General features: G+C 62.9%; 11 protein-coding genes. 9 read left to right on the top strand and 2 right to left on the bottom strand.

Annotation, left to right across the window (positions count from 1 at the left end; translation table 11 throughout):
* Window positions 1-100 precede the first annotated feature (100 nt).
* On the bottom strand, window positions 101-505 hold the full coding sequence (locus tag ACNQP3_RS27180; protein ID WP_003249225.1) for a YkgJ family cysteine cluster protein: 405 nt from the start codon (window positions 503-505) through the stop codon (window positions 101-103).
* A gap of 184 nt (window positions 506-689) precedes the next feature.
* Between ACNQP3_RS27180 and ACNQP3_RS27175 the strand changes: the two genes are divergently transcribed.
* From ACNQP3_RS27175 to ACNQP3_RS27155, 5 genes are all read left to right on the top strand, one after another.
* Entirely contained in the window at window positions 690-3,140 is a 2,451-nt protein-coding gene (locus ACNQP3_RS27175; protein WP_012274596.1) for a glycogen/starch/alpha-glucan phosphorylase, read from the top strand.
* A 256-nt stretch (window positions 3,141-3,396) separates the two neighbouring features.
* Complete coding sequence (locus ACNQP3_RS27170; RefSeq protein ID WP_012274595.1) at window positions 3,397-4,407, top strand: class 1 fructose-bisphosphatase; 1,011 nt, start codon at window positions 3,397-3,399, stop codon at window positions 4,405-4,407.
* Window positions 4,408-4,410: 3 nt separating this feature from the next.
* A complete protein-coding gene (locus ACNQP3_RS27165; RefSeq protein ID WP_012274594.1) occupies window positions 4,411-5,007 on the top strand; it encodes a DUF924 family protein in 597 nt (198 codons plus the stop codon).
* 222 nt (window positions 5,008-5,229) lie between these two features.
* Window positions 5,230-5,484, top strand: a complete 255-nt coding sequence (bamE, locus tag ACNQP3_RS27160; protein ID WP_003249234.1) for an outer membrane protein assembly factor BamE domain-containing protein — start codon at window positions 5,230-5,232, stop codon at window positions 5,482-5,484.
* Window positions 5,481-6,053, top strand: coding sequence for a lipocalin family protein (locus tag ACNQP3_RS27155; RefSeq protein ID WP_012274593.1), 573 nt, complete (start codon window positions 5,481-5,483; stop codon window positions 6,051-6,053). The genes bamE and ACNQP3_RS27155 overlap by 4 nt, the downstream gene beginning before the upstream one ends.
* Window positions 6,054-6,084: 31 nt before the next feature.
* Here ACNQP3_RS27155 and ACNQP3_RS27150 read toward each other — a convergent pair whose 3' ends face one another.
* Entirely contained in the window at window positions 6,085-7,449 is a 1,365-nt protein-coding gene (locus ACNQP3_RS27150; protein ID WP_012274592.1) for a formimidoylglutamate deiminase, read from the bottom strand.
* A gap of 145 nt (window positions 7,450-7,594) precedes the next feature.
* On the opposite strand from ACNQP3_RS27150, the gene hutC reads away from it, so the two are divergent.
* From hutC to hutH, 4 genes are all read left to right on the top strand, one after another.
* Window positions 7,595-8,305, top strand: a complete 711-nt coding sequence (gene hutC, locus ACNQP3_RS27145) for a histidine utilization repressor (RefSeq protein WP_171577230.1) — start codon at window positions 7,595-7,597, stop codon at window positions 8,303-8,305.
* Window positions 8,302-8,874, top strand: a complete 573-nt coding sequence (locus ACNQP3_RS27140) for a HutD family protein (RefSeq protein ID WP_012274590.1) — start codon at window positions 8,302-8,304, stop codon at window positions 8,872-8,874. The genes hutC and ACNQP3_RS27140 overlap by 4 nt, the downstream gene beginning before the upstream one ends.
* A 202-nt stretch (window positions 8,875-9,076) precedes the next feature.
* Window positions 9,077-10,750 carry a urocanate hydratase gene (gene hutU / locus ACNQP3_RS27135; protein WP_012274589.1) on the top strand — a complete coding sequence of 558 codons (1,674 nt, stop codon included), beginning with the start codon at window positions 9,077-9,079 and terminating at the stop codon, window positions 10,748-10,750.
* Between the two features lie 107 nt (window positions 10,751-10,857).
* Window positions 10,858-12,390: a histidine ammonia-lyase gene (gene hutH, locus ACNQP3_RS27130; RefSeq protein WP_012274588.1), complete on the top strand. Its 1,533-nt coding sequence runs from the start codon at window positions 10,858-10,860 to the stop codon at window positions 12,388-12,390.
* Window positions 12,391-12,525 lie beyond the last annotated feature (135 nt).

The following is a 12,525-nucleotide window of genomic DNA, read 5'->3' as shown; positions in this document are numbered from 1 at the left end:
GAATGAAAACGCCCCCGGTCGAAAGGCCGGGGGCGTTTTTTTTTGCCTTGAGATTTTGGAGGCTGCAAAGCAGCCCCAGGGGCTCAAATGCAACGCAGGATCAGCGCCCAACCACTTTGGGCTTGTACGCACAATACCCCGGCCGCGGCCCGACCTTGGGGTGGTTGCGGCAGGTATCCGGGCGCTTGTCATAAATGGTGCACAGGCGGCTTTTACGATCCAGGTACATGCAGTCATCGTTGCTCATCCGGGTCAGGGTGAAAATCCCCGACTTCTGGTTGAAGCGCTCGATGATGCCTTCCTTCTGCAAGCGTTTAGCCACGTTCTTCGGCGGTTCGTCTTTTTCGAACTCGTCGACCACGCCGATACGGATCAGATCCTTGATCTTCACCTCCACCGGCAGGGTGCAGCAGGTCGAATGGCAGCCATGGCACATGTTGCTGGTATAGCGCTGCCAGGTCTCCAGGCGGTCGACTTCGGCCGCGGCGATCAGGGTCGTTTTCATCTTTATAGGGTGGATCACGGTCTTGGGGCGCGCGATGATACCGGAATTGTTCAATTTATGAACAACCTTTTGCCGGAATCGCAGCGTCGGCATGAAAACTGCGAACCGTAACTGTCACTCCCGGTCGAAGGGTCTAGTCTCATCAATCTCCCTCCGCTTTCGTCAACTTGCCCGAGGATGCCGCATGTCCCAGGAACCTAAAGCTCGTGACGCCGAAGTCGCGGATTTTCGCGCTGCTGTACTGAACAAGCTGACCTACGCGGTCGGCAAGGACCCGGAGCACGCCTTCGACCATGACTGGTTCGAAGCCATTGCCCTGGCTGCGCGCGATCACATGGTCGATCACTGGATGGATCATACGCGTCAGGCCTATCGGCGCAGCCAGAAACGGGTCTACTACCTTTCCCTGGAGTTCCTCATCGGCCGCCTGCTGTACGACAGCCTGAGCAACTTGGGCTTGTTGGACATCGCGCGCGATGCGCTGGAAGGGCTGGATGTGGACCTTGAACGTATTCGTCTGCTTGAGCCGGATGCTGCGTTGGGCAATGGTGGCCTGGGCCGACTGGCTGCATGCTTCATGGAGAGCATGTCTACCTTGGGTATCGCTGCCCATGGCTACGGCATCCGCTACGAGCACGGGCTGTTCCGGCAGGCGGTGGTCGATGGCTGGCAGCAGGAGCAGACTGAAAACTGGCTGGATTTCGGCAACCCCTGGGAGTTCGAACGCGCCGAGGTGATCTACCCGATCAGCTTCGGCGGCAGTGTCGAAACCGTGCACGATGCCAGCGGTACCCCGCGCCAGGTATGGTCGCCCGGTGAAACGGTGCGGGCGGTGGCTTACGATACGCCGGTGGTCGGCTGGCGCGGAGCCAGCGTCAATACCCTGCGCTTGTGGCGTGCACGGGCGTTGGAAGAGCTGCACTTGGAGCGTTTCAACGCCGGTGACCATCTGGGGGCGGTGGCCGAAGTGGCGCGTGCCGAGAGCATCTCGCGTGTGCTGTACCCGGCTGACAGTACCGAGGCCGGTCAGGAGTTGCGCCTGCGCCAGGAGTATTTCTTTGTGTCGGCTTCGCTGCAGGACTTGCTGCGCCGTCACCTGAACATGCACAAGGACCTGCTCAACCTGCCCGATGCGGCGGCCATCCAGCTCAACGACACCCACCCCTCGATTGCCGTGGCGGAGTTGATGCGGTTACTGGTGGATCAGCACGAAGTGCCTTGGGAAAAGGCCTGGGAGCTGACCGTCGGTACGCTCGCCTACACCAACCACACCCTGTTGCCCGAAGCCCTGGAAACCTGGCCGGTAGCGTTGATGGAGCGCATGCTGCCGCGGCACATGCAGATCATCTACCTGATCAATGCCTTCCATATCGATGCCTTGCGGGCCAAAGGCCTGCACGATTTCGACGTGCTGCGCGCGGTGTCGTTGATCGAAGAAGACAACGGCCGTCGGGTGCGCATGGGCAACCTGGCGTTTCTTGGCTCGCACAGCGTCAACGGCGTGTCGGCGCTGCACAGCAAGCTGATGAAGAGCACGGTGTTTTCCGAACTGCACAAGCTCTATCCGCAACGGATCAACAACAAGACCAATGGCATTACCTTCCGCCGCTGGTTGTACCAGTCCAACCCTCAGCTGACCGAGATGCTGGTCGAGGCGCTTGGCCCGGAACTCAAGGACGACCCGGAGGCGCTTCTGGCCGGCCTGGTGCCGTTCGCCGACAAAGCCGGTTTCCGCAAGCAGTTCGCGGCCCAGCGCCTGCACAGCAAACGCGCCCTGGCCAGCATCATCCAGGACCGCATTGGCGTTACGGTCAACCCCGAGGCGCTGTTTGACGTGCAGGTCAAACGCATTCACGAGTACAAGCGCCAGCTGCTGAACCTCCTGCACACCGTTGCGCTGTACCAGGCCATGCGCAATGACCCAGGCACCAATTGGGTGCCGCGGGTGAAGATCTTCGCTGGCAAGGCTGCGGCCAGTTACCACCAGGCCAAGCTGATCATAAAGCTGGCCAACGACATCGCCCGGGTGGTGAACAACGACCCGACCGTGCGCGGCTTGCTGAAGGTGGTGTTCCTGCCTAACTACAACGTCAGCCTGGCCGAAAGCATCATTCCGGCGGCGGACCTTTCCGAACAGATTTCCACCGCCGGTTACGAGGCCTCTGGCACCAGCAACATGAAGTTCGGCCTCAATGGCGCGCTGACCATCGGCACCTTGGATGGCGCCAACGTAGAGATGTGCGAGCAGGTAGGGGCCGACAATATGTTCATCTTCGGCCTGACCGCGCAGCAGGTCGAGGCACGCAAGCGGGCCGGTGATTTTGGTGCCAATGCCGCCATAGCCGCCTCCAGCCGCTTGAGCGATGTGTTGCAGGCCATTCGCAGCGGCGTGTTCTCGTCAGACGACCCGTCACGCTACACCGGGTTGATCGATGGCCTGGTGGCCTACGATCGTTTCCTCGTATGCGCCGATTTCGATGCCTACTGGGATGCCCAGCGACGGGTCGAAGACCTGTGGCACACGCCGCAGGAATGGTGGCGCATGGCGGTGCTGAACACCGCGCGGATGGGTTGGTTCTCGTCGGACCGGACCATTCGCGAATATGCCAACGAGATCTGGAAGGCTCTGGATTGATGTAAGCCTGTGCTGATCTCTTCGCGGGTAAACCCGCTCCCACAGGGAAATCTACAGCTGCAAGGCCTGTGTAGATCCTTGTGGGAGCGGGTTCACCCGCGAATGGCCCTCACTCCGACCACCGGCCTGGCGAAGGCTGAACTACCGACCTATTGTGCCGTCTGAGAGCCGTGGCGAGTCTCATCACTCGCTAGCCCGCCACTCTCCCTGTAAACTGCGGGGGTTTTTTATCTCCCCCATCCATTCGGAGCCATACATGTCCCGCGTTACCCTGAGTCGCTATCTGATTGAGCAGACCCGCAGCAACAATACCCCTGCCGATCTGCGCTTCCTGATCGAAGTGGTGGCGCGTGCGTGCAAGGAAATCAGCCATCACGTCTCCAAAGGCGCCCTTGGCGGCGTGCTGGGCAGCATGGGCACTGAAAACGTGCAGGGCGAAGTCCAGAAGAAACTGGACGTGATTTCCAACGACATCCTGCTGGAAGCCAACGAGTGGGGCGGCCACCTGGCCGGCATGGCGTCCGAAGAAATGGACAACGCCTACCAGATCCCGGGCAAGTACCCGAAAGGCGCCTACTTGCTGGTCTTCGACCCACTGGACGGCTCGTCGAACATCGACGTCAACGTATCGGTCGGCACCATCTTCTCGGTGCTGCGTTGCCCTAACCAGTACCTGAGCCAGAACGAAAGCCTCAACGAAGAAGCCTTCCTGCAGCCAGGCACCGAGCAGGTTGCCGCCGGCTATGCCATCTACGGCCCGCAGACCATGCTGATCCTGACCCTGGGCAACGGCGTCAAGGGCTTTACCCTGGACCGTGAGCTGGGCAGCTTCGTACTGACTCACGAAAACATCCAGGTGCCGGCCACCACCGCCGAGTTCGCTATCAACATGTCCAACCAGCGTCACTGGGAAGCCCCGGTACAACGCTACGTTGGCGAACTGCTGGCAGGTGAAACCGGCCCGCTGAAGAAGAACTACAACATGCGCTGGATTGCCTCGATGGTAGCCGACGTGCACCGCATCCTGACCCGTGGCGGCCTGTTCATGTACCCACGTGATGCCCGCGAGCCAAGCAAACCGGGCAAGCTGCGCCTGATGTACGAAGCCAACCCGATGTCGTTCATCATCGAACAGGCCGGCGGCGCTTCCACCAACGGTTACGATCGCATCCTCGACATCAAGCCAGAAAGCCTGCACCAGCGCGTGTCGGTGATCCTTGGCTCGAAGGAAGAGGTCGAGCGCGTCACCGCCTACCACAAGGAGTAAGTCATGCTCGCACCTTGGCAGCCGTTGCTGGAGTGGTGGTTCGGTTGGGGCACCAGTGCCCAGGCCGTGGCTGACGAGAAGAGCACGCTGTGGTTCGGCAAGCATCATGATGCCGACGCCCATGCGCTGTTTGGCGACCTGGTCGAGCAGGCCCTGGCGGGCGGGCTCGACGAGTGGCAGCAAAGCCCGCAGGGCTGGCTGGGCCTGCTGATCTTGCTGGACCAGCTGCCGCGCATGATTTACCGCGACACGCCGCGCGCCTTCGAGGGCGACCGGCGTGCCCAGGTGGTGGCCATGCAGGGGCTGCAGAAGGGCTGGGACTATCAACTGTTGCCCATCCAGCGGGTGTTCGTACTGCTGGTGCTGGAGCATGCCGAGGTGCTGGACTGGCAGAACTTGTGTGTCGAGCGCTATCAGATGCTGCTGGATGAGCAGCCAGAGGCTACCCGCCGGCTGTTCGAAGGCTTCCTCGACTATGCCGAGCAGCACCAGCGAGTCATTGCCCGGTTCGGGCGTTTCCCGCACCGCAACCTGGTGCTGGAGCGACCGAGTACCAGCGAAGAGATGGACTTTTTGCTGGAGCCTGGTTCCAGGTTCTGATGCCCGAAGGGCCTGCTGCGCAGGCCATCGCGATGCAAGGCCGCCCTCAGGGCGGCCTTTTTATTGGGCGAACGACTATTTCTTTGTGATTAATCGCACAGTAATGGCCATCCGACCAATGGTGTAGGGGCAAAGGGGGTGGGGCAGGGAACCAGGGAGGGATTTTCCCGTCGAAGATCACTGCAGGCCACTCGCCTGTATCATCTTCCAGGAGTGTCCTTCATGTCGTTGCGTTCCCTCGCCCTGTTGTCGCTGTGCGTCGTTCTGACTGCCTGCAGCAAGATCAATCAGGAAAACTATTCCAAGATCAAGGCCGGTATGAACAAGGCCGAGGTCGAGCAGTTGCTCGGCACGCCGACCGAGTGTTCGGGCGCGCTGGGCATGAGCAGCTGCACCTGGGGGGACGAGAAGAGCTTCATCAGCGTGCAGTACGCGGCTGACAAGGTACTGATGTACTCCGGGCAGGGCCTCAAATGAGGCGCCTGTACCTGCTGATGGGGGTATGCCTGGCGTTGCTGCTGGGTGGTTGCGCAGGCTCCGTGCACGACCCGCTGGCGCCGAAAACCGCTGGCAATGTCGACCTCAAGCGCTACCAGGGCAAATGGTTCGAACTGGCGCGCCTGCCCATGCGCTACCAGACCGGCTGCGAGCAGTCCGAGGCACACTACAACCTCAAGCCGGACGGCACCTTTGGCGTGCTCAACCGCTGCCGTACCATGGGTGATGAATGGCTGCGCGCCGAAGGGCATGCCAGCATCCAGGAGCCGGGGCATACCGACAAGCTGTGGGTAGAGTTCGATAACTGGTTCACCAAGCTGGTGCCTGGCGTGGCGCGGGGCGAGTACTGGATTCTGTACGTGGATGATCGCTACCGCACAGCGGTGGTCGGCAGCCCGGACCGCAAGCACCTGTGGATTCTGTCGCGCACGCCGACGTTGCCGGCCTGGGAGCGCGAGAACCTGCTGTCCAAGGCGCGGCAGCAGGGGTATGACACCAGTCGGTTGATCTGGCGAGCGTCCGATCAGCAAATCGTGAAAATGCACTGATGTTTGGGGCTGCTTTGCAGCCCCAATACGCTCAACCCAAGAGCTGGCGCAGCACGCCGGCAAATGCCTGCGCGCTTTCCGCTTCCTGCGCATGCCGACCCTGGCGCACCACCCACTGTCCGTTCACCATCACGTCGCGTACCTGGCGATCCCCACCGGCGAACAGCCAGCGGTTGAGAATGGCGTCGCCATCCGCCATGGCGATGTAAGGGTCCTGCCCATCGAGCACCAGCCAGTCGGCGCGCTTGCCCACGGCCAGCTCCCCGACCGCCTGCCCCAGCGCCTGCGCGCCGCCTGCCAGTGCAGCGTCGTACAGCGTGCGCCCGACCATCGGCTGGTCGCCACGATACAGGCGATTGCGTCGCTGGTCCCGTAGCCGCTGGCCATACTCCAGCCAGCGCAGTTCTTCCACCACGCTCAGCGACACATGGCTGTCCGAACCAATGCCCATGCGCCCGCCCTGGGCCAGGAAGTCCACCGCCGGGAATATCCCGTCGCCCAGGTTGGCTTCGGTCGTCAGGCACAGCCCAGCCACCGCGCCACTGCGGGCCATGGCGGTGACCTCGTCCGGCTCGGCGTGGGTGGCGTGCACCAGGCACCAGCGCGGGTTCACGTCCACATGTTCGTACAGCCACTGCAATGGACGCAGGCCACTCCAGGCCAGGCAATCGTCCACCTCCTTCTGCTGCTCGGCGATGTGGATATGCACCGGGCATTGTGGGGCGCTGGCTGCCAGCACATCGGCGATTTGCCCAGGCGTTACCGCCCGCAGTGAATGGAAGCACAAGCCCAGTTGCTGCGCCGGTTGCGCGGCCAGCAGCGGGGCCAGTTGTGCCTGCAGCTTCAGGTACTGTTCGGTGGAGTTGATGAAGCGCCGCTGCCCGTCGTTCGGTGCTTGGCCGCCGAAGCCTGCGTGGCTGTACAGTACCGGCAGCAAGGTCAGGCCTATGCCGCTGTCGGCTGCGGCCGCGCTGATGCGGCAGGACAGTTCGGCCGGGTCCGCGTAGGGCTTGCCGGCCTGGTCATGGTGCACGTAGTGGAATTCCGCCACCGAGGTGTAGCCGGCCTTGAGCATTTCGATGTACAGCTGGCGGGCGATGATCTGCAACTGGTCCGGCGTGATCTGCCCGACCAGGCGGTACATCAGGTCGCGCCAGGTCCAGAAGCTGTCGTTGGGGTTGCCGGCCACTTCCGCCAGGCCCGCCATGGCGCGCTGGAAGGCATGCGAGTGAAGATTGGGCATGCCGGGCAGCAGCGGGCCGGCCAGGCGCTCGGCGCCTTCGGCCGAAGCGCCGGGCTCGATGCGGGCCACATGGCCATCGCTGGCGACCTCGATACGGACATGGCTGGCCCAGCCCGTGGGGAGCAGGGCGCGTTCGGCGAAGTAGGCGGACATCTGTGCAAATCCTGTTATTGTTAACTTGTATATACATATACAGCCGTTTGCCTGCCGGGTAAACTGCGGCAAGCTACCGCTCACTCCATATGCACAAGGATCCAACGCCGTGCCGACACCTCCTGTCTCCGCGCTGGTTGCCCAGATGGGCGAGGGCCCGGCGCCGTTGTACGCCCGGGTCAAACAGATGATCATCCAGCAGATCGACAACGGCAGCTGGCCACCCCATCACCGGGTCCCCTCGGAGAGTGAACTGGTCAGCGAGCTGGGCTTCAGCCGCATGACCATCAACCGTGCCCTGCGTGAACTCACCGCCGAAGGGCTGCTGGTGCGCATGCAAGGGGTCGGCACCTTCGTGGCCGAGCCCAAGGGCCGTTCGGCGCTGTTCGAAGTCAACAACATTGCCGACGAAATTGCCGCGCGCGGCCACCAGCATAGCTGCCAGGTGATCACCCTCAATGAGGAAGCCGCCGGCTCCGAGCGGGCCTTGGCCCTGGACATGCGCGAAGGCCAGCGCGTGTTCCACTCGCTGATCGTGCATTTCGAGAACGGCGTGCCGGTGCAGATCGAGGACCGCTACGTCAACGCGGCCATTGCCCCCGACTACCTCAAGCAGGACTTCACCCGGCAGACGCCTTACGCCTACCTGTCCCAGGTGGCGCCGCTGACCGAAGGTGAGCACGTGGTCGAGGCCATTCTGGCCGAGCCGGAAGAGTGCCGCCTGCTGCAGATCGAGCGGGGCGAGCCGTGCCTGCTGATTCGCCGCCGTACCTGGTCCGGCCGCCAGCCGGTGACCGCTGCACGGCTGATCCACCCCGGTTCCCGTCATCGCCTGGAAGGACGTTTCAGTAAATGAGCCAGCTGCAGTTGTTGCGTGCGCAGGATTACCCGCGCATGCCGTGGAAGAACGGTGGCGGTTTCACCGAAGAAATTACCCGCGACAGTGGCGAGGGCCTGGATGGCTTTGGCTGGCGCCTGTCGATTGCCGATATCGAAGAGTCGGGTGGTTTTTCCACCTTCGCCGGTTATCAGCGAATCATCACCGTGCTGCAGGGCGACGGCATGCGCTTGATGGTCGACGGCCAGGCCAGCCGGCCGTTGCTGCCGTTCGATGCCTTTGCCTTCAGCGGTGAAAGCCAGGTCAGTTGCAAGCTGCTGGGGGGGGCGATCCGCGATTTCAACCTGATCTATGCGCCGCAGCGGTATCGGGCGCGGTTGCAGTGGTTCGATGGCACCAGCCGGTTGTACAGCTCGGCGTCGACGGTGCTGTTGTTTGCGGCCGGTAGCCAGGTCGAGGTTGGCGTTGCCGGGCGTGAGACGCAGCGGTTGGGGTTGTATGACTGCCTGCGGCTGGAGGGCAACGACGAGTTGCTTGGGCTGGAGGTTCAGGGGCGGTTTTGCTTGATCGAGCTCATTTTGCGCTGATGGGCTTGGCAATGCATTTTCATTGCCTGTGAGATCGAGCGCCGCCCGCGCGGCGCTCGATCTATGCACCACCACAAAACCCAAGCCAGGAACGCACAGGTCCAATTATTTTGGTTGTCCATGCTTGTACATACAAGTAAAGGTGTGTTTGTATATTCACCACGACATACCCGCCCGCGGACGACCGCAGAGGACCTTTCCCGTGACCGACAACAACAAATACCGTGACGTTGAAATCCGTGCCCCACGTGGCAACAAGCTGACCGCCAAAAGCTGGCTGACCGAAGCGCCACTGCGCATGCTGATGAACAACCTCGACCCGCAGGTCGCGGAAAACCCGAAAGAACTGGTGGTGTACGGCGGTATCGGCCGCGCCGCCCGTAACTGGGAATGCTACGACAAGATCGTCGAAACCCTGACCCGCCTGGAAGACGACGAAACCCTGCTGGTGCAGTCGGGCAAGCCGGTCGGCGTGTTCAAGACCCACAGCAACGCCCCGCGCGTGTTGATCGCCAACTCCAACCTGGTGCCACACTGGGCCAACTGGGAACATTTCAACGAACTGGACGCCAAGGGCCTGGCCATGTACGGCCAGATGACCGCTGGCAGCTGGATCTACATCGGCAGCCAAGGCATCGTTCAGGGCACCTATGAAACCTTCGTCGAAGCCGGTCGCCAGCACTACGGTGGCAGCCTGAAAGGCAAGTGGGTGCTCACAGCAGGCCTCGGCGGCATGGGTGGCGCGCAGCCACTGGCCGCTACCCTGGCCGGTGCCTGCTCGCTGAACATCGAGTGCCAGCAGAGCCGCATCGACTTCCGTCTGGAAACCCGCTACGTAGACGAGCAGGCCACTGACCTTGACGACGCCCTGGCGCGCATCGCCAAGTACACCGCCGAAGGCAAGGCCATTTCCATCGCCCTGCACGGCAACGCCGCCGAAATCCTGCCAGAGCTGGTCAAGCGTGGCGTGCGCCCGGACATGGTCACCGACCAGACCAGCGCCCACGACCCGCTGAACGGCTACCTGCCTGCCGGCTGGACCTGGGAACAGTACCGCGATCGTGCGCAGACCGAACCGGCTGCAGTGGTCAAGGCCGCCAAGCAGTCGATGGCCGTGCACGTACAGGCCATGCTGGACTTCCAGAAACAGGGCATCCCGACCTTCGACTACGGCAACAACATCCGTCAGATGGCCAAGGAAGAAGGCGTGGCCAATGCCTTCGACTTCCCAGGCTTCGTCCCTGCCTACATCCGCCCGCTGTTCTGCCGTGGTATCGGCCCGTTCCGCTGGGCGGCGCTGTCTGGCGAGGCAGAGGACATCTACAAGACCGACGCCAAGGTCAAGGAACTGATCCCCGACGACGCCCACCTGCACCGCTGGCTGGACATGGCCCGCGAGCGCATCAGCTTCCAGGGCCTGCCGGCGCGTATCTGCTGGGTTGGCCTGGGCCTTCGCGCCAAGCTGGGCCTGGCCTTCAACGAAATGGTCCGCAGCGGCGAGCTGTCGGCACCGGTGGTGATCGGCCGTGACCACCTGGACTCGGGTTCGGTATCCAGCCCCAACCGCGAAACCGAAGCCATGCGTGATGGTTCGGACGCCGTTTCCGATTGGCCACTGCTCAACGCCCTGCTGAACACTGCAGGCGGCGCCACCTGGGTGTCGCTGCACCACGGCGGTGGTGTGGGCATGGGCTTCTCGCAGCACTCGGGCATGGTCATCGTCTGTGACGGTACCGATGAAGCTGCCGAGCGTATCGCCCGCGTACTGACCAACGATCCAGGGACTGGCGTCATGCGCCACGCCGATGCCGGTTATGACATCGCCATCGACTGCGCCAAAGAGCAGGGCCTGGACCTGCCGATGATCACTGGCTGATCGCCACGCTTTGGATCGCACCCCGCAAGGGGTGATACTGAACAACAAGAAGGAGCGCGCAGGCACCCAACGACGGGCCTGCGGCTCCACGCGATTGGAGTAGCAAAGTGACCGAACTCACCCTCAAGCCTGGCACCCTGACCTTGGCCCAGCTGCGCGCGATCCACGCCGCGCCCGTGCGCCTGCAACTGGATGCCAGCGCCGCGCCGGCCATCGACGCCAGCGTTGCCTGCGTCGAGCAAATCATTGCCGAAGACCGCACCGCCTACGGCATCAACACCGGTTTCGGCCTGTTGGCCTCGACCCGCATTGCCAGCCACGACCTGGAAAACCTGCAGCGCTCGCTGGTGCTGTCCCACGCCGCCGGTATCGGCGCGCCGCTGGATGACGACCTGGTGCGGTTGATCATGGTGCTGAAAATCAACAGCCTCAGCCGTGGCTTTTCCGGCATTCGTCGCAAAGTCATCGACGCCCTGATTGCCCTGGTAAACGCCGAAGTCTATCCGCACATCCCGCTGAAAGGCTCCGTGGGTGCTTCCGGCGACTTGGCACCGCTGGCGCACATGTCGCTGGTGCTGCTGGGTGAAGGCAAAGCCCGCTACAAGGGCCAATGGCTGTCGGCTACCGAAGCCCTGGCGGTTGCCGGCCTCGAACCGCTGACCCTGGCTGCCAAAGAAGGCCTGGCCCTGCTCAACGGCACCCAGGCGTCCACCGCCTATGCCCTGCGTGGCCTGTTCCAGGCCGAAGACCTGTATGCCGCCGCCATCGCCTGCGGCGGCCTAAGCGTCGAAGCCGTATTGGGCTCGCGTTCGCCGTTCGATGCGCGTATCCACGAAGCGCGTGGCCAGCGCGGCCAGATCGACACCGCCGCCTGCTTCCGCGACCTGCTGGGCGATTCCAGCGAAGTGTCGCTGTCGCACAAGAACTGTGACAAGGTTCAGGACCCGTACTCGCTGCGCTGCCAGCCGCAGGTCATGGGCGCGTGCCTGACCCAGCTGCGCCAGGCCGCCGAGGTACTGGGCGTCGAAGCCAACGCTGTGTCGGACAACCCGCTGGTGTTCGCTGCCGAGGGTGACGTGATTTCCGGTGGTAACTTCCACGCAGAGCCCGTGGCCATGGCTGCCGACAACCTGGCCCTGGCCATTGCCGAAATCGGCTCGCTCAGCGAGCGCCGCATCTCGCTGATGATGGACAAGCACATGTCCCAGCTGCCGCCGTTCCTGGTGGAAAACGGTGGGGTGAACTCCGGCTTCATGATCGCCCAGGTGACCGCTGCCGCCCTGGCCAGCGAGAACAAGGCCCTGTCGCACCCGCACAGCGTCGACAGCCTGCCAACCTCGGCCAACCAGGAAGACCATGTGTCGATGGCCCCGGCTGCCGGCAAGCGCCTGTGGGAAATGGCCGAAAACACCCGTGGCGTACTGGCCATCGAATGGCTGGGCGCCTGCCAGGGTCTGGACCTGCGCAAGGGCCTGAAGACTTCGGCCAAGCTGGAGAAGGCACGCCAGGCGCTGCGCAGCGAAGTGGCGCACTACGACCGTGACCGTTTCTTCGCGCCAGACATCGAAAAGGCTGTGGAACTGTTGGCCAAGGGCAGCCTGACCGGTTTGTTGCCGGCGGGCGTGCTGCCAAGCCTGTAATGCCCCTGGGGGCCGCATTGCGGCCCTTTGCGGGCGCGCCCGCTCTCATAGGTACGGCACAAAGCTGCGGTATTCCTGTGGGAGCGGGCGTGCCCGCGAATGGGCTACGCAGCAGCCCCTTCTGATCTCACGACC

This window comes from Pseudomonas sp. LFS074 (assembly GCF_047978165.1).
GTDB lineage: Bacteria > Pseudomonadota > Gammaproteobacteria > Pseudomonadales > Pseudomonadaceae > Aquipseudomonas > Aquipseudomonas putida_P.
The sequence above is the reverse complement of the archived record's forward strand: the minus strand, read 5'-3'. Positions and strand labels throughout refer to the sequence as shown.

What these genes read in the sequence shown, in the direction of transcription:
- ACNQP3_RS27180 (WP_003249225.1), bottom strand. Translation starts at nt 505, where the DNA reads ATGAAAACGACCCTGATCGCCGCGGCCGAAGTCGACCGCCTGGAGACC.
- ACNQP3_RS27175 (WP_012274596.1), top strand. Translation starts at nt 690, where the DNA reads ATGTCCCAGGAACCTAAAGCTCGTGACGCCGAAGTCGCGGATTTTCGC.
- ACNQP3_RS27170 (WP_012274595.1), top strand. Translation starts at nt 3,397, where the DNA reads ATGTCCCGCGTTACCCTGAGTCGCTATCTGATTGAGCAGACCCGCAGC.
- ACNQP3_RS27165 (WP_012274594.1), top strand. Translation starts at nt 4,411, where the DNA reads ATGCTCGCACCTTGGCAGCCGTTGCTGGAGTGGTGGTTCGGTTGGGGC.
- bamE (WP_003249234.1), top strand. Translation starts at nt 5,230, where the DNA reads ATGTCGTTGCGTTCCCTCGCCCTGTTGTCGCTGTGCGTCGTTCTGACT.
- ACNQP3_RS27155 (WP_012274593.1), top strand. Translation starts at nt 5,481, where the DNA reads ATGAGGCGCCTGTACCTGCTGATGGGGGTATGCCTGGCGTTGCTGCTG.
- ACNQP3_RS27150 (WP_012274592.1), bottom strand. Translation starts at nt 7,449, where the DNA reads ATGTCCGCCTACTTCGCCGAACGCGCCCTGCTCCCCACGGGCTGGGCC.
- hutC (WP_171577230.1), top strand. Translation starts at nt 7,595, where the DNA reads ATGGGCGAGGGCCCGGCGCCGTTGTACGCCCGGGTCAAACAGATGATC.
- ACNQP3_RS27140 (WP_012274590.1), top strand. Translation starts at nt 8,302, where the DNA reads ATGAGCCAGCTGCAGTTGTTGCGTGCGCAGGATTACCCGCGCATGCCG.